The organism is Pseudomonas sp. NPDC012596, assembly GCF_042902325.1.
Classification (GTDB): domain Bacteria; phylum Pseudomonadota; class Gammaproteobacteria; order Pseudomonadales; family Pseudomonadaceae; genus Aquipseudomonas.
On sequence record NZ_JBIBEB010000002.1, the window covers coordinates 159,006 to 179,423 of the forward strand.

A 20,418-nucleotide genomic window follows, 5' to 3' on the forward strand; every position below is an offset into this window, starting at 1 on the left:
TTGTGGATTGCACGCGCGTCATGTTGCACAGGTTCCCCGGCACATGACCAGCGACATAATGTTTCGAGCTTTTGCCTGAATGTTACAAGCAGCCAGGTCCGGCCTGTCGCGGGGCTGCCCGCGGACAGGGCCGGTGCGGCTTCAGATGGCCTCGAGCTTGGCATACCCCAGCATCAGCCACTTGCTGCCTTCGGCGAAGTTCACCTGCACCCGCGCCTGGGCACCGGAACCTTCGAAGTTGAGGATCACGCCTTCGCCAAAGACCGAATGCTGTACCCGCTGGCCGAGGTTGAACGAGGTCTGCGGAATATTGGCATTGGCGAACAGGCTGCTGGCGCCTGTGGCCTTGGCGCCGCCGAACGGGCGGCTGACGCTGTTGGAAAGGCGCACTTCCTGAACCAGGCCCGCCGGTATTTCCCGTACGAAGCGTGACACCTTGTTGTAGGTCTCACTGCCATACAGGCGGCGCGTTTCGGCATAAGTCATGAACAGCTGGCGCATGGCGCGGGTAATACCCACATACGCCAGGCGGCGTTCCTCTTCAAGACGGCCGGGCTCTTCCAGGCTCATCTTGTGCGGGAACAGGCCTTCTTCCATGCCCACCAGGAACACATAGGGGAATTCCAGGCCCTTGGCGCTGTGCAGTGTCATCAGCTGGATGCTGTCTTCGTGCTCGTCAGCCTGTGCTTCACCGGCTTCCAGCGAGGCATGGCCGAGGAACGCCGACAGCGGCGAGAGGTCACCGTCATCGTCGCTGGTTTCGAAGTTGCGCGCGGCGCTGACCAGTTCCTCAAGGTTTTCTACCCGTGCCTGGCCCTTTTCACCCTTTTCTTCCTGGTGATAGATGATCAGGCCAGACTGCTCGATGACCGTCTGGGTCATGGTGTGCAGCGGCATGTCTGCGACTTTGCCCGACAGATTCTCGATCAGTTCGATGAACGCGCCCAGCGCACTGGCGGCACGGCCTTTGAGGGCTTTGGCGGCGAGTAGTTGGCACATGGCCCCCCACATCGACAGCTGGCTGTGGCGGGCGTGCTCGCGAATGGCTTCGACGGTCTTCTCGCCAATGCCGCGCGGCGGCACATTGATTACGCGCTCCAGGGCCGCGTCGTTGCCACGGCCTTCCAGCAGGCGCAGGTAGGCCATGGCGTTCTTGATTTCGGCACGCTCGAAGAAGCGCTGGCCGCCATAGATGCGGTAGGGGATGCGTTCGCGCAGCAGGGCCTCTTCCAGCACCCGCGACTGGGCGTTGGAGCGGTACAGGATGGCGATTTCGTTGCGTGAGCTGCCTTGCTTGATCAGGCTCTCGATGGTCTCGACCACGTAGCGCGCTTCGTCGTGCTCGTTATAAGCCGCATACAGGGTGAGCGGCTCGCCTTCGCCCAGGTCAGTCCACAGTTCTTTGCCCAGGCGCCCGCTGTTATTGGCGATCAAGGCGTTGGCCGCCTTGAGGATGCCACTGGTGGAGCGGTAGTTCTGCTCCAGGCGGATCATTTCGGCGTCGGGGAAGTCGGCCGTGTACTGGTGAATGTTCTCAATCTTGGCGCCGCGCCAGCCGTAGATCGACTGGTCGTCGTCGCCAACGGCCATCAGGCTGCCGCCGCCGCTGCCAGCCAGCAGGCGCAGCCAGGCGTACTGCACGGCGTTGGTGTCCTGGAACTCGTCCACCAGCAGGTGACGGAAGCGCCGCTGGTAGTGCTCGAGCAGGCCTGGGTTGTCGCGCCACAGGTCGAGGGCGCGCAGCAGCAGTTCGGAAAAGTCGATGACCCCGGCGCGTTCGCAGGCCTGCTCGTAGGCCTCATAGATGCCGCGCATGGTGCCCAGGAACAGGTCGCCGCTGGCCTGGATATGCTGCGGGCGCAGGCCTTCGTCCTTCTGCCCGTTGATGAACCACTGGGCCTGGCGTGCCGGCCAGCGCTGCTCGTCGAGGCCAAGCTCGCGGATCACCCGCTTGACCAGCCGCTGCTGGTCATCGCTGTCCAGAATCTGGAAGTTCTGCACCAGCCGCGCTTCCTGCCAATGTGCCCGCAACAGCCGGTGCGCCAGGCCGTGGAAGGTGCCCACCCACATGCCGGCAGGGTTGATGCCCAACAGTTGCTCGATACGCTGGCGCATCTCGGCGGCGGCCTTGTTGGTGAAGGTCACCGACAGGATCGAGTGCGGCGAGGCCTGCTCGACCTGGATGAGCCAGGCGATGCGGTGCACCAGCACGCGGGTTTTACCGGAGCCGGCGCCAGCAAGCACCAGTTGACGCCCGAGCGTGGCCGCGACGGCCTGGCGTTGGGCATCGTTGAGGGAATTCAGCAGGAGGGAGAGGTCATCTGTGTGCATCCGGCCATTCTAGGGGCAGGCCGGTTAAGGGGCAAACGCCTACTGTATAAATGTTCACCTTCATGGGGTGTCGCTCATCGGGTTCTGGCTGCAGCACAATGCCAAACCGCTCTCAGCGATCTGGCACTGTCAGGCTCAGTCGATGGCTACACGGTGCCCGATCTCGACCATTTGCGGCCCGTCGGCCTGGATGATTTCCAGCCTTTTCCACGAGCTTGCACGTTCGCGCCGGTAAAATACCGGTTTCTCGGTAAGAACCTGAAGGTTCATTCCCCCCTTGTCCTCCAGCTTAAGCTGAAGCACTTCCCAGCCACCTCTGTGACGTATCTTGGGTTCTACCAGAACAGGCTCTACCCCCGGGTGGGCAACGGTCACCGTTCCCTGAACTTCAAAGCAAGTCGGTTGACCTGGAACTTCAAGGTTATACGCATACAGATTTTCGATTTTGCTCATGATGGATCCCTTGGCAGTTGAGTTTACGCCCAGAGGCGCAATGCGACTTTCTCTGCTGCACGGGAGCATTGGGATGGGGACGGCTTTCTTCTGTGCCAACGTTTGCCGCCACCTTCATGCTTAGGTGAAATCGGCAATGGCTTCAGCTGTGCCAGGTTCTGCCCTGGTGTGCCAGCAGGCTGTTGGCTTGATCCGGGCCTGTGCTACCTGCGGCATAGGGGCGAGGTGCTTGAAAATGATCCTCCCAGCCCTGGATGATCGGGTCTATCCAGGCCCATGCGGCTTCAACTTCGTCGCGCCGCATGAACAGGGTAGAGTCCCCCTCCAGTACATCCAGCAGCAAGCGCTCGTAGGCCTCCCAGCGACGGGTCTGGCCGAAGACTTGCGCCAGGTTGAGGTCGAGGTCGACCGGCTCCAGGCGCATGCCCTTGCCCGGGCTCTTGGTCATCATGCGCAGGCTGATGCGCTCGTCCGGCTGCAACTGGATCAGTAGCTGGTTGACCTGGCCACCGCTGAACAGCTCATGCGGCACGGGCTTGAACTGAATGACGATCTGCGACGAACGACGCGCCATGCGTTTGCCAGTGCGCAGGTAGAAAGGCACGCCGGCCCAGCGCCAGTTGTCGATGTGGGCGTGCACGGCGACGAAGGTTTCGGTGTCGCTGTCGTTGTCCACGTCTTTCTCGAAGTAATAGGCAGGCACTTCCTGGCCGCCGATTCGCCCCGCACCGTATTGGCCGCGCACGGTCTTGTCCTGCACATCTTGGCCTGTGATCGGCTTGAGGGCACGCAGGATCTTCACCTTCTCGTCGCGCACCGCCTCGGCTTCGAACTGCGCGGGCGGCTCCATGGCCACCAGGCATAGCAGCTGCAGCAAGTGGTTCTGCAGCATGTCGCGTGTTGCTCCAGCGCGGTCGTAGTAGCCGCCACGGTTCTCCACACCGAGAGTTTCGCAGACGCTGATCTGTACATGATCGACCTGCCCGTTGCGCCACACCGGTTCAAGCAGCGCATTGGCGAAGCGCAGGGCCATGAGGTTCTGTACCGTCTCCTTGCCCAGGTAGTGGTCGATCCGAAATACCTGGGATTCGTCGAATACCGCGCCGATCGCTTCGTTGATGGCGGTGGCCGACTCCAGCGAATGGCCGATCGGTTTTTCAAGCACGATGCGCGCTTCGTGGTCCGCGAGCCCGGCCACGCGCAGGTTATTGGCAATCGGCACGAACAGGTTGGGCGCGGTGGCCAGGTAATAAATGCGCGCCAGCCCACCAGGTTCGCCGAGGTAGCGCGCCAGCCGGCCGAAATCGGCGCTCTGCGCAGCATCCATGGCGAAGTAGTCCAGGCGCGCGCAAAAGCGTTGCCATACGTCTTCGTCGAAGTCGTTTCGGGCGATCTGCGCCCGGCAGTGGCGTTCTGCGAGCCTAAGGTATTCGTTGCGCGTTATGTTGCGCCGGGCCAGGGCAATGACGCGCACGGCGGGGTTCAGACGCGTCTCGCGGTACAGGTGATAGAGCGCTGGTAGCAGTTTATGCAGGGCCAGATCGCCGGTGCCGCCGAACACCAGAATGTCGCAAGGAATCGTCAAACCGCCACTCTCCACATTCGTTTAACTGGGCGGGTTGGCGTCCATGTAGTATAACTACAAGAAAGCTACATCCCGGCCAGCCGATCATAACCGAGTCCAGCCTGTGAATCTGTTGCAACATATCGCCCAATCGCGCCACCTGCTGCGCAAATCGGAATTGAAAGTGGCAGACCATGTGCTGCTAGACCCGGCTGCCGTCATGCACAGCTCGATGGCCGACCTGGCGCACAACGTGGGCATCAGCGAGCCGACCATCGTGCGCTTCTGCCGGGCGATTGGCTGTTCGGGCTTTCAGGACCTCAAGCTCAAGCTGGCGCAGAGCCTGGCCGCTGGCGCCAGTTTCGGTCAGTTTGCGATCCATGAAGACGACTCGGTTGCCGACTACAGCCTGAAGATTTTCGACACCACCCTGCACACCCTGATGGAAGTGCGAGAGCACCTCGACCCGCAGGCGTTGCAGCGCGCGGTGAGTGCCATGGCACAGGCGCAGCGTGTAGAGTTTTATGGTTTCGGTGCATCCGGCGCGGTAGCGGCTGACGCTCAGCACAAGTTCTTCCGGCTGCTACTGAGTGCTGCGGCCTATTCCGACCCGCACATGCAGGCGATGTCGGCGGTCACGCTCAAACCGGGTGACGTGGCGGTGTGCATTTCTCAGTCCGGCCGATCCAAGGATTTGCTGATTACTGCCAACCTGGTGCGTGAGAGCGGCGCCAACCTGATCACCTTGTGCCCGAGCCAAACCCCATTGGCGGAGCTGTCTACCGTCAACCTGGCGATCGATGTACACGAGGACACCGAAATCTACACCCCGTTGACCTCGCGTATCGCCCACCTGGTGGTGATCGACGTGCTGGCCATGGGCGTGGCCATGGCCCGAGGGCCGAGCCTGGTCAATCACCTGAAGAGCGTCAAGCGCAGCTTGCGCAGCCTGCGGTTGTCACCTAAGTCGATCAAGGCGATGGACGACTGATAGAGGGTGTATAGGCAGAAGCTGCAAATTTCACCGATTTGTCACCATTTCTCAGCAAAACGGTAAACCATTGAAGCCAGTCTGAAGCTCCTCGCACTCGATCAGGGAGACAGGCATGGCTCGTGATTTCGATGGCTCGTACCTACCCAACGCCAAGGCTCGCAAACAGCAGGAAAGGGATCAGCGCCGCATGGAGTACCGCCGCGCGATTGAAAGCTATTGCGACCAGCGACAACTGCTCCGCGACTTGGCGGACTACCCAGAGCTGCAAGAGCTCACGGTGTGGCAGGCTTCAGCAGCGGCTTCCCCGAAAAACGTTCAACAAGCGCGCTGATCAGCGCACGCTCGCTGCGGATGAACGCCAGGAACGCCAAGGCCACCGGCGACTGCCGCTTGGCCTTGGCCTGCACCACGCACCAGCTGCGATACAGGGGCAATTCCTCCACCGGCAATTCCCTGAGCACCCCTGCAGCCAATTCCATATTGACGGCATGGCGGGTCAACAGGGCAATGCCCAGGCCTGCGATCACGCATTCGCGCTGGGCATCTGCCGAGGCCACTTCAAGCGTCTGGGTGAAGTGCACGCGCTTGTCCTTGAAGTACTCCTCGCAGGCCTTGCGTGTACCCGAACCCTGTTCACGGACCAGCAAGGTATGAGGCTCCAGGTCTTGCAGGCGCAGTTGCTCAAGCTTGCACAGGGCATGGTCCGGCGGCGCCACGGCGACGATCGGGTTGTTCAGAAACGGCAGAAACTCCAGGCCCATGTCCTGCGGCACCATCGACATGATGATCAAGTCGTCGCGGTTATCGGAAAGGCGCCGGATCGCCTGAGCGCGGTTGACCACCGTGAGGGTCAGGTTGACCTCCGGGTGGCGCTGCTTGAAGGCGGCGAACAGGTGCGGCACGAAGTACTTGGCGCTGGATTCGATCGCCAGTTTAAGCTGCCCTTGCAGTGAGCCCTGCATGTCCGACAGCTGCATGTCGAGGCTTTCCAGGCGCCCGAAAATATCCCGGCTGGCGCGTTGCAGCGCCTCGGCGGCCTCGGTCAGGTAGAGTTTTTTGCCGACATACTCAAACAACGGCTGCCCAACCAGCTCCTCCAGCTGGCGGATCTGTAGACTAACGGCGGGCTGCGTCAGCGCCATCTCTTCCGCTGCACGGCTATACGAGCGTAAATCACACACTTCGTTAAAGATCTGCAATTGACGCAAAGTCATACGCATCAATGACTTACGCATTTTACACCCGCTCCGGCAAAACCTTGTTACCCAACTATAAGCTTTTGCTAATACAGCCCCTAACAAATATTGATTTTTGTTTATCGACCTACAGCGCTAGGGTGAATACGCGACTGGCCAGCGACGTCTGGTCACGCGCCGACCGGTAGAACCGGCTCGACTGTTCCTACGGCTTTGGGAAGACTCCAGTGATAAAAAAAATCCTGATCGCCAACCGGGGTGAAATCGCAGTGCGGATCGTGCGTGCCTGCGCTGAGATGGGCATTCGCTCTGTCGCGATCTATTCCGACGCCGACCGTCACGCCTTGCACGTCAAGCGCGCCGACGAGGCCTACAGCATTGGTGCCGAGCCGCTGGCCGGCTACCTGAACCCGCGCAAGCTGGTAAACCTTGCTGTCGAAACCGGCTGTGATGCCCTGCACCCGGGCTATGGTTTCCTGTCGGAAAACGCCGAACTGGCAGAGATCTGCGCCGAGCGCGGGATCAAGTTCATCGGCCCGGCAGCCGAGGTCATTCGCCGCATGGGCGACAAGACCGAAGCGCGCCGCACCATGATCCAGGCCGGGGTGCCCGTGACCCCTGGTACCGAAGGCAACGTTGCCGACATCCACGAAGCCCTGAGTGAAGGCGAGCGCATCGGCTACCCGGTGATGCTCAAGGCCACCTCGGGCGGCGGCGGGCGTGGTATTCGCCGATGCAACAGCCGGGAAGAACTGGAGCAAAACTTCCCCCGGGTTATTTCCGAGGCCACCAAAGCCTTCGGTTCGGCGGAAGTGTTCCTGGAAAAGTGCATCGTCAACCCAAAGCACATCGAAGCGCAGATCCTCGGTGACAGCTTCGGCAACGTGGTGCATCTGTTCGAGCGCGACTGCTCGATCCAGCGCCGTAACCAGAAGCTCATCGAAATTGCCCCGAGCCCGCAGCTCACCCCCGAACAGCGCGCCTACATCGGCGACCTGGCGGTGCGTGCGGCCAAGGCGGTGAACTACGAGAACGCCGGTACCGTGGAGTTCCTGCTCGCCGAGGGCGAGGTGTACTTCATGGAGATGAACACCCGCGTGCAGGTGGAACACACCATCACCGAAGAAATCACCGGTATCGACATTGTCCGTGAGCAGATCCGCATCGCCTCGGGCCTGCCGCTGTCGGTCAAGCAGGAAGACATCCAACACCGCGGCTTCGCGTTGCAGTTCCGCATCAACGCCGAAGACCCGAAGAACAACTTCCTGCCCAGCTTCGGCAAGATCACCCGTTACTACGCCCCCGGCGGCCCGGGCGTGCGCACCGACACAGCCATCTACACCGGCTACACCATTCCGCCGTTCTACGACTCCATGTGCCTGAAACTGGTGGTTTGGGCGTTGACCTGGGAAGAAGCCATGGACCGCGGCCTGCGGGCCCTGGATGACATGCGCGTGCAAGGGGTGAAGACCACCGCCGCGTACTACCAGGAGATCCTGCGCAATCCAGAATTCCGTAGCGGCCAGTTCAACACCAGCTTCGTCGAAAGCCACCCTGAACTGACCAACTACTCGATCAAGCGCAAACCCGAAGAGCTGGCCCTGGCCATCGCCGCCGCCATCGCCGCCCACGCAGGCCTGTGAGGAATCCAATAATGTCCAAGAAAATCCACGTAACCGACACGATCCTGCGCGACGCCCACCAGTCCCTGCTGGCCACCCGCATGCGTACCGAAGATATGCTGCCGATCTGCGACAAGCTCGACAAGGTCGGCTACTGGTCGCTCGAAGTGTGGGGCGGCGCAACCTTCGACGCCTGCGTGCGCTTCCTCAAGGAAGACCCGTGGGAGCGACTGCGCAAGCTGCGCAACGCCTTGCCCAACACCCGCCTGCAGATGCTCCTGCGCGGTCAGAACCTGCTGGGCTACCGCCACTACAGCGATGACGTGGTCAAAGCGTTCGTGGCCAAGGCTGCGGTCAACGGCATCGACGTGTTCCGCATCTTCGACGCCATGAACGATGTGCGTAACCTGCGTGTGGCCATCGAGGCAGTGAAGGCTGCCGGCAAGCATGCCCAAGGCACCATCGCCTACACCACCAGCCCGGTGCACACCATCGAGGCCTTCGTGAACCAGGCCAAGCAGATGGAAGCCATGGGCTGCGACTCGGTGGCGATCAAGGACATGGCCGGCCTGCTGACCCCTTACGCCACCGGCGAGCTGGTCAAGGCGCTGAAGGCCGAGCAATCGCTGCCGGTGTTCATCCACTCCCACGACACCGCTGGCCTGGCCGCCATGTGCCAGCTCAAGGCTGTTGAAAATGGCGCTGATCACATCGACACCGCCATCTCCAGCTTCGCCTGGGGCACCAGCCACCCGGGTACCGAATCGATGGTCGCTGCGCTCAAGGGCAGCGAGTTCGACACTGGCCTGGACCTGGAGCTGTTGCAGGAGATCGGCCTGTACTTCTACGCCGTGCGCAAGAAGTACCACCAGTTCGAGAGCGAGTTCACCGCCGTGGACACCCGCGTGCAGGTCAACCAGGTGCCGGGCGGGATGATTTCCAACCTGGCCAACCAGCTCAAGGAGCAGGGCGCGCTGAACCGCATGAACGAAGTGCTGGCCGAAATCCCGCGGGTGCGCGAAGACCTCGGCTTCCCGCCGCTGGTGACCCCGACCTCGCAGATCGTTGGCACCCAAGCGTTCTTCAACGTGCTGGCCGGTGAGCGCTACAAGACCATCACCAACGAAGTGAAGTTGTACCTGCAAGGTGGTTACGGCAAGGCGCCGGGTGTGGTCAATGAACAGCTGCGCCGCCAGGCGATTGGCAGCGAAGACGTGATCGACGTGCGCCCGGCCGACCTGCTCAAGCCGGAAATGGCCAAGCTGCGTGCCGACATCGGTGCGCTGGCGCGCAGTGAAGAGGACGTGCTGACCTTCGCCATGTTCCCGGACATTGGCCGCAAGTTCCTCGAAGAACGCGAAGCCGGCACCCTGACCCCTGAAGCCCTGTTGCCGATCCCTGAAGCCGGCGCAGTTGCCGCCCCTGGCGGTGAAGGCGTGCCGACCGAGTTCGTCATCGACGTGCACGGCGAAACCTACCGCGTCGACATCACCGGTGTAGGCGTCAAGGCCGAAGGCAAGCGCCACTTCTACCTGTCGATCGACGGCATGCCGGAAGAAGTGGTGTTCGAGCCACTCAACGAGTTCGTCGGCGGCGGCAGCAGCAAGCGCAAGCAAGCCAGCGCCCCAGGCCATGTCAGCACCACCATGCCAGGCAACATCGTCGATGTACTGGTCAAGGAAGGCGACACGGTCAAGGCCGGCCAGGCCGTGCTGATCACCGAAGCGATGAAGATGGAAACCGAAGTGCAGGCAGCCATCGCCGGCAAGGTCGTGGCCATCCATGTCGCCAAGGGCGATCGCGTTACGCCGGGTGAGATCCTGATCGAGATCGAGGGCTGACAGAAGCCCTCATCTACAAGCGGTTAACCTCTGGGGAGCGGATGCTCCCCTTTTTTTTGTGCTGACTATACCGCCCACAGCTTTCAGCCGTTGCGGCACGCCTCAAGCGTCCTCAGTTGCCCCTCAGGCCGCTGATTCTCCTCGCTTAGCCACCGCTCGAACCCGGCCGCCACCGGCGGCCATTCATCATCGGTAATCGAATACCACGCCGTATCGCGGTTATGGTCCTTCACCACCAGGTGCTTGCGGAACACCCCTTCAAGCCGGAAGCCGAAGCGCTCGGCGGCACGCTTGGAGCGGGCATTGGCATTGTTGCACTTCCACTCCAGGCGGCGGTTGCCCAGTTCGAAGCCGAGCTTGGCCAGCAGGTACACCGCTTCGGTGCTCTTCGGCGTGCGCTGCATGGGGGCGCCGAAGGCGATATGGCCGATCTCGATGCGCCCGTGGTCGGGCACGATCGACATCAGCGTAAGAATGCCTTGGGCCTGGCCGCTGGTGCGGTCGATGACGGTGTAGTACAGCGGATCGCGCCCGGCGGCGTTGCCTTCCAGCCAGCGGTCGAAGGCAGCCCGCTCGGTGAAGGGGCCGTAGGGCAGGTAATCCCATAGCACGGGATCGGAATCCGGGCCCTGCAACGCTTTCCACAGATCGTCACCGTGGCGTGCGGGGTCGAGTTTCTCCAGGCGGATGAAGCGGCCTTCGATAGCCCCGGCCTGCGGTGTGGCGGCAGGTTTCCAGTTCAATGCGTCAGTCATGTCTGCCTACAGCCCTTTGCGAAATTGGATGAAGCCCGGCCGCTCGGCAACCTGCTCGTACAGGCTGATGGCAGTGGCGTTGGTTTCGTGGGTCAGCCAGTGCACCTTGATACACCCGTCGGCCTTGGCCGCGGCGTAGACGTGCTCGATCAGCTGGCGGCCGATGCCCAGGCCACGCTGTGTGCTGTCCACGTAGAGGTCCTGCAGGTAGCAGGAGTTCTCGATGCTCCAGTTGGAACGATGGTAGATGAAATTGACCATCCCCACCGCCTTGCCACCGACCCAGGCCAGGGTCGAATGGGTGGGTTCGTTCGGGTCGAGCAGGCGCTGCCAGGTGCTGAGGCTGACTTCATCGGCCAGCTCGGTCTGGTAAAAGCGCAGGTACGCCTGCCACAGGGCGAGCCAGGCGGCGTGGTCTTGGGCGCTGACAGGGCGCAGGGTAACGCTGGGCATGGGGCTATTCCTTCAGAGCTGGCGCATCTGCGCCGCGAGTTGGTTGTCCAGGTAATCGGTGCTGCTGCTCAGGCCGTCGCGCACGCCGGCGATGTCTTGTGCCGAACGGTTCTGGCTGAGCTTGCGCGCGCCTTGCAGGCGGGCGATGGGCAGGCGGATGCCGACGATGGCGCGGAGCATGCCGTCGAGATAGTCGCGGGGCGCATCGGCCACTTTCCACGGCTCGCTGCGGCCTTGCTCATGGCGATCGGTCAGGCGGCTGACGATGTTCAGCAGGGGCGCTGCTTCGTGGATAACCTCGACCGGGCCGTACGCATGCACGGCCAGGTAGTTCCAGGTGGGCACCACTTTGGGGTTCTCGGCCTTGCTGGGGTAGTACGCGGGGCTGACATAGGCATCGGCGCCGGGGAATACCAGCAGCGCTTCGCCGCCTTGCTCCAGGTCTTGCCATTGGCGATTGGCGCGTGCGAGATGGCCGTAGACGGTGCCGAACTCGCCCTCATCGGCATCGAGCAGAACAGGCAGGGGCGTGGCCAGCAGCCCCTGCGCGCCTTGGCTCACCAACACGGCCAGGCGGGTATCGAGCATGTGCTGATGCAAGCGCTCGCGGTCGTGTTCCTGGTGGGGCTTGCTGTTGTACATGTGCAGGTTCCTTGGCGAATGGCTCCATCCTAGGCAGGCTATTGGCTCAGGGTAAGATCCATTAACAACTGTTTTGATAGGTCCAATGCCATGACCGAGCGCCCCCTTGTGTTGCCTTTCGATTGTGCCGGCCTTGTGCTGGACCGCCGCCGCGGGCTCAGCCAGCAGCTTTACGAGGCGTTGCGTGCACGGGTGTTGGACGGGCGGCTGAGTAGTGGCACGCGGCTGCCGGCGACCCGCGATTTGGCGAACATGCTGGCGCTTTCGCGTAACAGCGTGGTGCGTGCTTACGACCAGTTGTATGCCGAGGGCTACATCGAAAGCCGAGTAGGGGATGGCACTTATGTAAGCCGGCTGGAAAAACTATCCACACAACTATCCACAGGGTTATCCCGGGGTTTATCAACAGGTTTATCCACATTTTCATCGGATAACACTGAGGATTTATCCAGCAACACACTGTCCAGTGAGCCTTTGGAACGTCTGAAAATTCACCATCTGCCGCTCCCCAGGCCGGGTGCACCGCGTGCTTTTCGCGTGGGCATCCCGGCATTCGACCTGTTCCCGTTCGGCGTGTGGGCCAAGCTGCAGGCGGGTTTCTGGCGCAACCCGGACCCTGCGCAATTGGGCTACGGTGACCCCGCAGGCGAGTTCACGCTGCGCGAACTGATCGCCGCTTACCTGCGACGGTCACGGGGCTTGACCTGCACGGCTGAACAAATTGTGATCACCAGTGGCGCGCAGCAAGCCATCAGCCTTTGTGCACAGTTGCTGTTGCAGCAAGGCGACGGTGTGGCTGTGGAAAACCCTGGCTATCGCGCCGCCGGTCATACTTTCGCCGTTGCCGGCGCCAAAGTGACGGGTATTGCGGTGGATGGGGAGGGCATGGATTGCGCGCGTCTGGAGCAACTGCGGGACTGTCGCCTCGCCTACGTCACACCCGCTCACCAGTACCCGACCGGGGTGACCATGAGCCTGGCCCGGCGCCTGGCGCTGCTGGCCTGGGCCGAGCGTTGCGATGGCTGGGTCGTAGAGGACGATTACGACGGCGAGTACCGCTACAGCGGTGCCCCCCTCGCGCCGCTGGCGGCGCTGGACCGCCAAGGGCGGGTGCTGTACGTAGGCACGTTTGGCAAGATCGCCTTTCCGGCGTTGCGGCTTGGCTACCTGGTGCTGCCGGCACGCCTGGTTCAGGCGTTCAGCCAGGGCAGGGCGTTGGCGATGCGGCATTCCGAGGTGGGTACTCAGTGTGTGATGGCCGAATTCATGGCCCAAGGGCACTTCCAGCGGCATATCCGCCGTATGCGCCGGGCGGCGTTGAGCCGGCGCAATGTGCTCAAGGCCGGTTGGCCTGTGGATGTGCCGGGGCTTGGCGCGATGCCTGAAGTGGCAGCTGGGCTGCATGTGAAAGTGGATGTGGATAACTTTGCGCGTGAACAGGAGCTGGTGGCCATGGCTGATGCGGCGGGGGTGGAAGTAAATCCACTGAGCAGCTATTGGCTGGAGGATAGCGAGGTGCCTGTGGATAAACGTGCGGGGCTGGTGCTGGGGTTTGCGGCGGTGCCGGAGGGGGAAATTGCCGAGGCGTTGATGCGGTTGCGCAAGGCTTGGAGAAAGTAGGGGGCCGCAATGCGGCCCAATCGCCGGCAAGCCGGCTCCCACAGGAAGATCACTGCCTTGAAGTCAGTGGAGAGCCTGGGGGCCGGCAAGCTGGCCCTACAGGAAGATCACTGCCTTGAGAACAGTAGAGAACCTGTGGGAGCTGGCTTGCCGGCGATTGGGCTGCGCAGCAGCCCTCAGGCTCAGGTCCCGGACTTGATCTTGGTCCATGCCCGCGTCCGCGCCCGCTCTGCCTCGCGCGTTAAAGGCTTGAGCGTATACAGCTTGGCCATCGCGTCCGCGGTCGGGTACAGGTTGGGGTTGTTGCGGATCGACGGGCTAACCTTGTCGGTCGCATCCTTGTTCGGGTTCGGGTACCCCACAAAGTCGCTGATCGGCGCGATCACTTCCGGGCGCAGCAGGTAGTTGATGAACGTATGCGCATCCTCCGGGTTGGCCGCCCCCTTGGGTATCGCCAGCATGTCGAACCAGATCGGCGCGCCTTCCTTGGGCAGGCGCATGTCCACCACCACACCGTTCTTCGCGTCCCGTGCGCGGTTGGCGGCTTGCGAGAAGCTGCCGGAATAACCGACCGCGACGCAGATGTCACCGTTGGCGATATCCGCCATGTACTTGGAAGAGTGGAAGTAGGTGATGTATGGGCGAATCTTCAGCAGCAGGGCCTCAGCCTTCTTGTAGTCGTCCGGTTTGTCGCTGTTGGGGTCCAGGCCCAGGTACTTCAACGCCAGCGGCAGGATCTCCGACGGCGAGTCAAGTAGCGCCACGCCGCACTGTTTGAGTTTGGCGATGTTCTCTTCCTTGAAGATCAGGTCCCAGCTGTCCACTGGCGCCTGGTCGCCGAGCACGGCCTTGACCTTGTCCGGGTTGAAGCCGATCAGCACGGTGCCGTACATGTAGGGTACGGCGAACTTGTTGCCCGGGTCGTTGGCCTCGATCAGCTTCATCAGCGCCGGGTCCAGGTGTTGCCAGTTCGGCAGCTTGCTGCGGTCCAGTGGCTGGAACACGCCCGCTTCGATCTGCTTGGCCAGGAACACGTTGGACGGCACCACCACGTCGTAGCCGGAGTTGCCAGTCAGCAGCTTGGCCTCCAGCGCTTCGTTGGTGTCGAAGATGTCGTAGGTCAGCTTGACGCCGCTGTCCTTCTGGAAATCGGTCAAGGTCTGCGGGGTGATGTAGTCGAACCAGTTGTACACACGCAACGTGCGCTGTTCTGCATGGGCCTGGATGGCGCCGGTGAACAGAGTGGCAGCGATGAACGGGGCGAGCAGACGCTTGAGTCGGACCATTATCAGGCTCCTTGCTGGGCGCGCTGGAAGCCTTCCAGCACATTGACCGCGTTGACACCGATTTCTTCCACAGCGTAGCCGCCTTCCATCACGAACAGGGTCGGCTTGCCGAGTTGGGCAATGCGTTTGCCCATTTCCAGGTAGTCCGGGCTGTCCAGCTTGAACTGGGAGATCGGGTCGTCCTTGAAGGTGTCCACGCCGAGTGAGATCACCAGCACATCAGCGTCATAGGCGGCAATGCGCTGGCAGGCCGCTTCCAGTGCTGCACTCCAGGCCGCCCAGTCGCTGCCGGCTGGCAGCGGGTAGTTGATGTTGCAGCCGAGGCCTGCGCCTTCACCGGTTTCGTCGGCATAGCCGAGGAAGAACGGGAACTCGGCCTGTGGGTCGCCGTGGATCGAGGCGAAGAACACGTCGTCGCGCGAGTAGAAGATGTCCTGAGTACCGTTGCCGTGGTGGTAATCGACGTCGAGGATGGCCACTTTGCCGTGGCCTTGGTCGAGGAAGGCCTGGGCGGCAATCGCGGCATTGTTCAGGTAGCAATAACCACCCATGACTTCGGCTGCAGCATGGTGCCCTGGTGGGCGGCACAGGGCGAAGGCGCAATGGGCGCCTTGCTGGATCGCAGCCTGGGCAGTGAGCGCAACTTGGGCAGCACTGTAGGCGGCCTGCCATGTGCCTGCGGTTATTGGCGCGCCAGCATCGAAGCTGTAGTAACCCAGCTCGCCGTGCAGACCAGTCGGTTTGACTTGGCGCAGGGTGCGGGCTGGCCAGGTGAAGGGCAGCAGGTCGCCGTCATGGCCCAGGGCGGCCCAGCGTGCCCAAGCACCTTCGAAGAAGTCGAGGTAGTCGGCGCTGTGGATGCGCTGCAGCGGCGCGCGGCCGAAATCGGTCGGGCCGTGGATGTCGCCCAGGTTGCGCTTTTTTACCTGGTCGAGCACATGGTCGGCGCGCGAAGGCATTTCGAAGCAAGGCATCAGCTTGCCGTCGATCAGCTCGCAGCGGCCGTGGTGCAGGCGGTGATCATCGGAATAGATCGTCAGCATTGTTGTTCTCCGGTGGTACTGGCGTTGGCCCATTTTCACGGGCGCCTCGGCGCGGGAGAACGACGCAAACGGCCAAAAGGGGATCGATGTGGCCAAAGCTGTTGGCCTGTGCTGGCCCTATCGCCGGTTAGCCAGCTCCCACAAGTACTGCGCAGGCCTTGAATGCAGCGCAGGACCTGTGGGAGCCGGCTTGCCGGCGATAGAGCCGGAACAGGTCAACCGCGGAAGTGGCTGGGTGCCACACCACTCCAGCGCTGGAAGGCATGGCGGAAACTGGCCGTCTCGCTGAACCCCAACGTTTCGGCAATACGGTAGATGGGCATCTGCTCATCCGCCAGCAGCTGCTTGGCCCGCTCGAACCTGAGCTCGTCGAGCAGCTGTTGATAACTGCTGCCCAGCGCCTGCAAGTGCCGGCGCAAGGTGCGCGACGAGCAGTTCATCTGCCGTGCCAGGCCTTCCAGGCCGGGTGCCGCGTCCAGCTGTTGCAGCAGTAGTTGGCGAATCCGCCCCAGCCAGGCCTGGCGCCCGGTGAACTCCAGGTTCAGGCGCCGGCAGCGTTCGCTCATGGCTTTGTGGGTAATCGGGTCGGCCAGCGGCAGCGGTGTGTCCAGCCAGCGTCGCTCGAAGGCGAAGGCGTTGTCTTGCGCCTCGAAGGCTAGCGGGCCCTGGAATGCACCGGTATAGCGCGCGTGGTAGCTAGGCCGAGCATGTTCGAAGCGGGCACCGAGCAGTGGCAGCGGGCGGCCGAGGAGGTCGTCGCAGATGACTTTCAGCGAAACCAGGCAGAACTCGGCATTGAACGCAGCCAATGCAGGAACGTCACGGTATTCATTGGCGCTGAACCACACGCGTTGGCCGTCGTCGATCAGGCGCAGTTGGAAAACTGTTCCCAGCAGTGCCGGATACTGCAGCGCCAGGCGCAAGGCGTCACCCAAAGTGGCACTGGAGAGCAAGGCGTAACCGAGCATGCCGTAGCATGACACGTGCATGCGCCGGCCCAGCTCCAGGCCGATGTCCTCACGCCGTGCCACGGCATTGGCACAGACCTGCAACTCTTGCTGGGTGGTGATGCGCGCATCGGCATGGCCAAGGTCTGCCGGGCCTATGCCGCTGCCAGCCAGCAGCGCCGTGGCCTCGCACCCTTGTTCCTGGAACAGGTTGAGGATCAGCGAAACCGCGTTGAGGGTGGTCAGGTGGCTGTGCAGCATGCTCGGTATTCCCGTGGGGCTGGGAGGCATTATGGAGCAAGTTGTGTGCCGGGAAGGCGCAGGCAAAAAAAAGGGCCCGGAGCGTGCGCTCGGGCCCTGCAAAGGTTGAGAGGTGTCTAGTCCCTCGACCTGGTGAGACTGTTTGAAGCGGTCGGGTTACGCCTTCAGCGGAACCAGACGTGGAGCGATCATGTTTTCCGGACGCAGGATGTCGTTGAGCATCTCTTCGTCCAGCAGCTTCTCCTCGCGCACCAGTTCCAGCACACCGCGGCCGGTTTCGAGGGCGACGCGGGCGATACGGGTGGCGTTTTCGTAGCCGATGTACGGGTTCAGGGCGGTGACCAGGCCAATCGAGTGCTCGACCAGTTCACGGCAGCGCTGTTCGTTGGCGGTGATGCCGACGATGCAGTGTTCGCGCAGCATGTCCATGGCGCGCTGGAGCAGGCGGATCGAGTCGAAGATCTTGTAGGCGATCAGCGGCTCCATCACGTTCAGCTGCAACTGGCCACCCTCGGCGGCGACGGTCAGTGCCAGGTCGTTGCCCATGATGGCGAAGGCGACTTGGTTGACGGCTTCCGGGATAACCGGGTTGACCTTGCCTGGCATGATCGAGCTGCCTGGCTGACGCGCTGGCAGGTTGATTTCGTTGATGCCGGTGCGTGGGCCGCTGGACAGCAGGCGCAGGTCGTTGCAGATCTTCGACAGCTTGACCGCAGTACGCTTGAGCATGCCGGAGAACAGCACGAAGGCGCCCATGTCGGAGGTGGCTTCGATCAGGTCGGCAGCCGGTACCAGCGGCTGGCCGCTGATGGTTGCCAGGCGCTGTACGGCGAGCATCTGGTAGCCCGGGTCGGCGTTGATGCCGGTACCGATGGCAGTACCACCCAGGTTGATTTCGGTCAGCAGCTCGGGCGCCAGCGAACGCAGACGGTTGAGGTCTTCGGTCATGGTGGTGGCGAAGGCGCGGAATTCCTGGCCCAAGGTCATCGGCACAGCGTCCTGCAGCTGGGTACGGCCCATCTTCAGTACGTGGTCGAACTCTTTACCTTTGGCAGCGAACGCCTGGATCAGGCTGTCGAGGCTGGCCAGCAGCGCGTCGTGACCCAGCAGCAGGCCCAGACGGATAGCGGTCGGGTAGGCGTCGTTGGTCGACTGTGCCATGTTTACATCGTTGTTCGGGTGCAGGTACTGGTACTCACCCTTCTGGTGGCCCATGGCCTCCAGCGCGATGTTGGCGATGACTTCGTTGGCGTTCATGTTGGTAGAAGTACCAGCACCGCCTTGAATCATGTCGACCACGAACTGCTCGTGGTAGTCGCCCTTGATCAGCCGTGCGCAGGCTGCGCTGATCGCGGCATGTTTGGCATCGCTCAGGTGCCCCAGCTCACGGTTGGCGTCAGCAGCTGCCTGCTTGACCATCGCCAGGCCGACTACCAGCTTGGGGTAGTGCGACAGCGGAACACCGGAGAGGTGGAAGTTGTTGGCAGCGCGCAGGGTCTGGATGCCGTAGTAGGCATCAGCAGGGACTTCAAGGGTACCAAGCAGATCTTTTTCGACGCGGAACGATGCAGCGGAGGACATGATGGATATCATCTCGATTTTGACCCGGCACATGCCGGAATGGCGCCAATCCTAGGCCCGAAGCGGATTTTGCGGCCAATGCTGTTGCACGCTAACCTATGCACAAACGGCATAGTGTTTGATGTGACGCCAATTGACAATCGAGCGTGTTCCATTTTGGTGCACGCCGGGAGAGATGCTTCGTGAACCTGGAAAGCAAATGGCTGGAAGACTTCAGTGCCCTGGCCTCCACCCGCAGTTTTTCGCAAGCCGCAGAGCGGCGCTTCGTCACTCAGCCGGCCTTCAGCCGGCGCATTCGCAGCCTGGAAGCGGCGTTGGGGCTGACGCTGGTGAATCGTTCCCGCACGCCCATTGAACTGACCGAGTCCGGCCAGCTGTTTCTGGTCACCGCGCGTACCGTTGTCGACCAGTTAAGCGAAGTTCTACGCCACTTGCATCACCTCGAAGGCGGGCAGGGCGAGGTCATCCAGATCGCGGCGGCTCACTCCCTGGCATCCGGCTTTTTCCCACGCTGGGTAGCCCAGTTGCGCAACGATGGTTTGAATATCGCCACCCGCCTGGTTGCGACTAACGTCGGAGATGCGGTGCATGCATTACGCGAGGGTGGCTGCGACCTCATGCTGGCATTCTACGACCCGGATGCAGCCCTGCAGATGGACGCCGAGATCTTCCCCTCGCTGCACATGGGCACCACTGAAATGCTGCCGGTGTGCGCAGTGGATGCCGACGGCAAGCCTTTGTTCGACCTCGAAGGCGATAGCAGCGTGCCGTTGCTGGCCTACAGCGCTGGCGCGTTCCTGGGCCGTTCGGTGAACCTGCTGCTGCGCCAGCGCAACCTGCGCTATACCACCGTCTATGAAACAGCCATGGCCGACAGCTTGAAGAGCATGGCACTGGAAGGCATGGGCATCGCTTGGGTGCCGCGCCTGTCGATGCGCGGCGAGCTGGAACGTGGCGAACTGGCGATCTGCGGCGGTAGCCAGTGGCATGTGCCGCTGGAAATCCGCCTGTACCGCTGTGCGCTGGTGCGCAAGGCCAACGTGCGGCTGCTGTGGCGCAAGCTGGAGACGAGCGCCCAGGGTGAAGGGGCGGTTTGAGGGTTCATGCACAGGGTTGGCGAGAACGCCTGACGCGCTGAAAAGTTGTCTCGCGGGACAACTTGCCTTTGATCCGCCAATGTGCATGGAGGGCTGGGCGGTTTGCCGATGAATACGCTATAATCCCGCGCCTTCGGCCAACCTGGTCGATTCAGAATCCGTATGACAAGCCACGCCGGTCCACCTGCGTGGCTTGTTGCTTTTAGCGCGCCAGAAGGCGCTTGCAGGAGAGGCTCGACGATGAGTGCACTGGTTGGCGTGATCATGGGCTCCAAGTCCGATTGGTCCACCCTTAGCCACACCGCCGATATGCTGGAAAAACTCGGCATTCCCTACGAAGTGAAGGTGGTCTCCGCCCACCGCACCCCGGATCTGCTGTTCCAGTACGCTGAAGAAGCCGAAGGGCGTGGTATCGAGGTGATCATCGCTGGCGCTGGTGGCGCTGCCCACCTGCCAGGCATGTGCGCGGCCAAGACCCACCTGCCGGTGCTGGGCGTGCCGGTGCAGTCGTCGATGCTGTCGGGCGTCGACTCGCTGCTGTCGATCGTGCAGATGCCAGCCGGTGTACCGGTTGCCACCCTGGCCATCGGCCGTGCCGGTGCGGTCAACGCCGCGCTGCTGTCGGCGAGCATCCTCGGCGCCAAATACCCGCAGTATCACGCGGCGCTCAAGCAGTTCCGCACCGAGCAGACCGACACCGTGCTGGACAATCCAGACCCACGTCAGGCTTGA

The 20,418-nt window shown here is 62.2% G+C and carries 18 protein-coding genes; 7 read left to right on the forward strand and 11 right to left on the reverse strand.

Features of this window, described 5'->3' with window-relative positions; genetic code table 11:
- Positions 1-141: 141 nt before the first annotated feature.
- From uvrD to zwf, 3 genes are all read right to left on the reverse strand, one after another.
- Positions 142-2,331, reverse strand: coding sequence for a DNA helicase II (uvrD, locus tag ACFY68_RS03265; RefSeq protein ID WP_387523231.1), 2,190 nt, complete (start codon positions 2,329-2,331; stop codon positions 142-144).
- Positions 2,332-2,466: 135 nt separating this feature from the next.
- A complete protein-coding gene (locus tag ACFY68_RS03270) occupies positions 2,467-2,784 on the reverse strand; it encodes a hypothetical protein (RefSeq protein ID WP_387523233.1) in 318 nt (105 codons plus the stop codon).
- Positions 2,785-2,926: 142 nt separating this feature from the next.
- Positions 2,927-4,369 carry a glucose-6-phosphate dehydrogenase gene (zwf, locus tag ACFY68_RS03275; protein WP_387523235.1) on the reverse strand — a complete coding sequence of 481 codons (1,443 nt, stop codon included), beginning with the start codon at positions 4,367-4,369 and terminating at the stop codon, positions 2,927-2,929.
- A gap of 103 nt (positions 4,370-4,472) precedes the next feature.
- On the opposite strand from zwf, the gene hexR reads away from it, so the two are divergent.
- Together hexR and ACFY68_RS03285 are read left to right on the forward strand one after the other, a co-directional pair.
- On the forward strand, positions 4,473-5,339 hold the full coding sequence (gene hexR / locus ACFY68_RS03280; RefSeq protein WP_346612706.1) for a transcriptional regulator HexR: 867 nt from the start codon (positions 4,473-4,475) through the stop codon (positions 5,337-5,339).
- A 115-nt stretch (positions 5,340-5,454) separates the two neighbouring features.
- Positions 5,455-5,673, forward strand: coding sequence for a PA3496 family putative envelope integrity protein (locus ACFY68_RS03285; protein WP_346612705.1), 219 nt, complete (start codon positions 5,455-5,457; stop codon positions 5,671-5,673).
- Here the strand turns inward: ACFY68_RS03285 and ACFY68_RS03290 are convergent.
- Complete coding sequence (locus ACFY68_RS03290) at positions 5,615-6,562, reverse strand: LysR family transcriptional regulator (RefSeq protein WP_387523793.1); 948 nt, start codon at positions 6,560-6,562, stop codon at positions 5,615-5,617. The genes ACFY68_RS03285 and ACFY68_RS03290 overlap by 59 nt on opposite strands.
- Before the next feature lie 203 nt (positions 6,563-6,765).
- On the opposite strand from ACFY68_RS03290, the gene ACFY68_RS03295 reads away from it, so the two are divergent.
- On the forward strand, positions 6,766-8,181 hold the full coding sequence (locus ACFY68_RS03295) for an acetyl-CoA carboxylase biotin carboxylase subunit (RefSeq protein WP_346612704.1): 1,416 nt from the start codon (positions 6,766-6,768) through the stop codon (positions 8,179-8,181).
- An 11-nt stretch (positions 8,182-8,192) separates the two neighbouring features.
- Positions 8,193-10,001 (forward strand): sodium-extruding oxaloacetate decarboxylase subunit alpha, encoded by a 1,809-nt coding sequence (gene oadA, locus ACFY68_RS03300; RefSeq protein ID WP_346612703.1) that lies wholly within the window; start codon positions 8,193-8,195, stop codon positions 9,999-10,001.
- 83 nt (positions 10,002-10,084) lie between these two features.
- Here the strand turns inward: oadA and ACFY68_RS03305 are convergent, their stop codons facing one another.
- From ACFY68_RS03305 to ACFY68_RS03315, 3 genes are read right to left on the reverse strand one after another with little or no spacing between them, the layout of a single operon-like run.
- The gene (locus ACFY68_RS03305) at positions 10,085-10,756 is read right to left on the reverse strand and encodes a GNAT family N-acetyltransferase (RefSeq protein WP_387523238.1); all 672 of its coding nucleotides are present in this window, start codon (positions 10,754-10,756) and stop codon (positions 10,085-10,087) included.
- Positions 10,757-10,762: 6 nt separating this feature from the next.
- Positions 10,763-11,209 (reverse strand): GNAT family N-acetyltransferase, encoded by a 447-nt coding sequence (locus ACFY68_RS03310; protein ID WP_387523240.1) that lies wholly within the window; start codon positions 11,207-11,209, stop codon positions 10,763-10,765.
- Between the two features lie 12 nt (positions 11,210-11,221).
- The gene (locus ACFY68_RS03315) at positions 11,222-11,851 is read right to left on the reverse strand and encodes an FMN-binding negative transcriptional regulator (RefSeq protein ID WP_387523242.1); all 630 of its coding nucleotides are present in this window, start codon (positions 11,849-11,851) and stop codon (positions 11,222-11,224) included.
- Positions 11,852-11,941: 90 nt separating this feature from the next.
- Between ACFY68_RS03315 and ACFY68_RS03320 the strand changes: the two genes are divergently transcribed.
- A complete protein-coding gene (locus ACFY68_RS03320; RefSeq protein WP_387523244.1) occupies positions 11,942-13,471 on the forward strand; it encodes a PLP-dependent aminotransferase family protein in 1,530 nt (509 codons plus the stop codon).
- Between the two features lie 182 nt (positions 13,472-13,653).
- On the opposite strand, the gene ACFY68_RS03325 is transcribed toward ACFY68_RS03320, so the two are convergent.
- The 4 genes from ACFY68_RS03325 to aspA all read right to left on the reverse strand — a co-directional run bounded on the left by ACFY68_RS03325 (position 13,654) and on the right by aspA (position 18,589).
- Positions 13,654-14,757 carry a polyamine ABC transporter substrate-binding protein gene (locus ACFY68_RS03325; RefSeq protein WP_387523246.1) on the reverse strand — a complete coding sequence of 368 codons (1,104 nt, stop codon included), beginning with the start codon at positions 14,755-14,757 and terminating at the stop codon, positions 13,654-13,656.
- A 2-nt stretch (positions 14,758-14,759) separates the two neighbouring features.
- Positions 14,760-15,800, reverse strand: coding sequence for a histone deacetylase family protein (locus tag ACFY68_RS03330; RefSeq protein WP_387523248.1), 1,041 nt, complete (start codon positions 15,798-15,800; stop codon positions 14,760-14,762).
- Between the two features lie 215 nt (positions 15,801-16,015).
- Positions 16,016-17,008, reverse strand: coding sequence for an AraC family transcriptional regulator (locus ACFY68_RS03335; RefSeq protein ID WP_387523249.1), 993 nt, complete (start codon positions 17,006-17,008; stop codon positions 16,016-16,018).
- 156 nt (positions 17,009-17,164) lie between these two features.
- Positions 17,165-18,589, reverse strand: coding sequence for an aspartate ammonia-lyase (gene aspA / locus ACFY68_RS03340; protein ID WP_041168153.1), 1,425 nt, complete (start codon positions 18,587-18,589; stop codon positions 17,165-17,167).
- A 182-nt stretch (positions 18,590-18,771) separates the two neighbouring features.
- Between aspA and ACFY68_RS03345 the strand changes: the two genes are divergently transcribed.
- Both ACFY68_RS03345 and purE read left to right on the forward strand, forming a co-directional pair.
- Positions 18,772-19,686, forward strand: coding sequence for a LysR substrate-binding domain-containing protein (locus tag ACFY68_RS03345; RefSeq protein ID WP_387523252.1), 915 nt, complete (start codon positions 18,772-18,774; stop codon positions 19,684-19,686).
- 240 nt (positions 19,687-19,926) lie between these two features.
- A complete protein-coding gene (gene purE / locus ACFY68_RS03350; protein ID WP_003253304.1) occupies positions 19,927-20,418 on the forward strand; it encodes a 5-(carboxyamino)imidazole ribonucleotide mutase in 492 nt (163 codons plus the stop codon).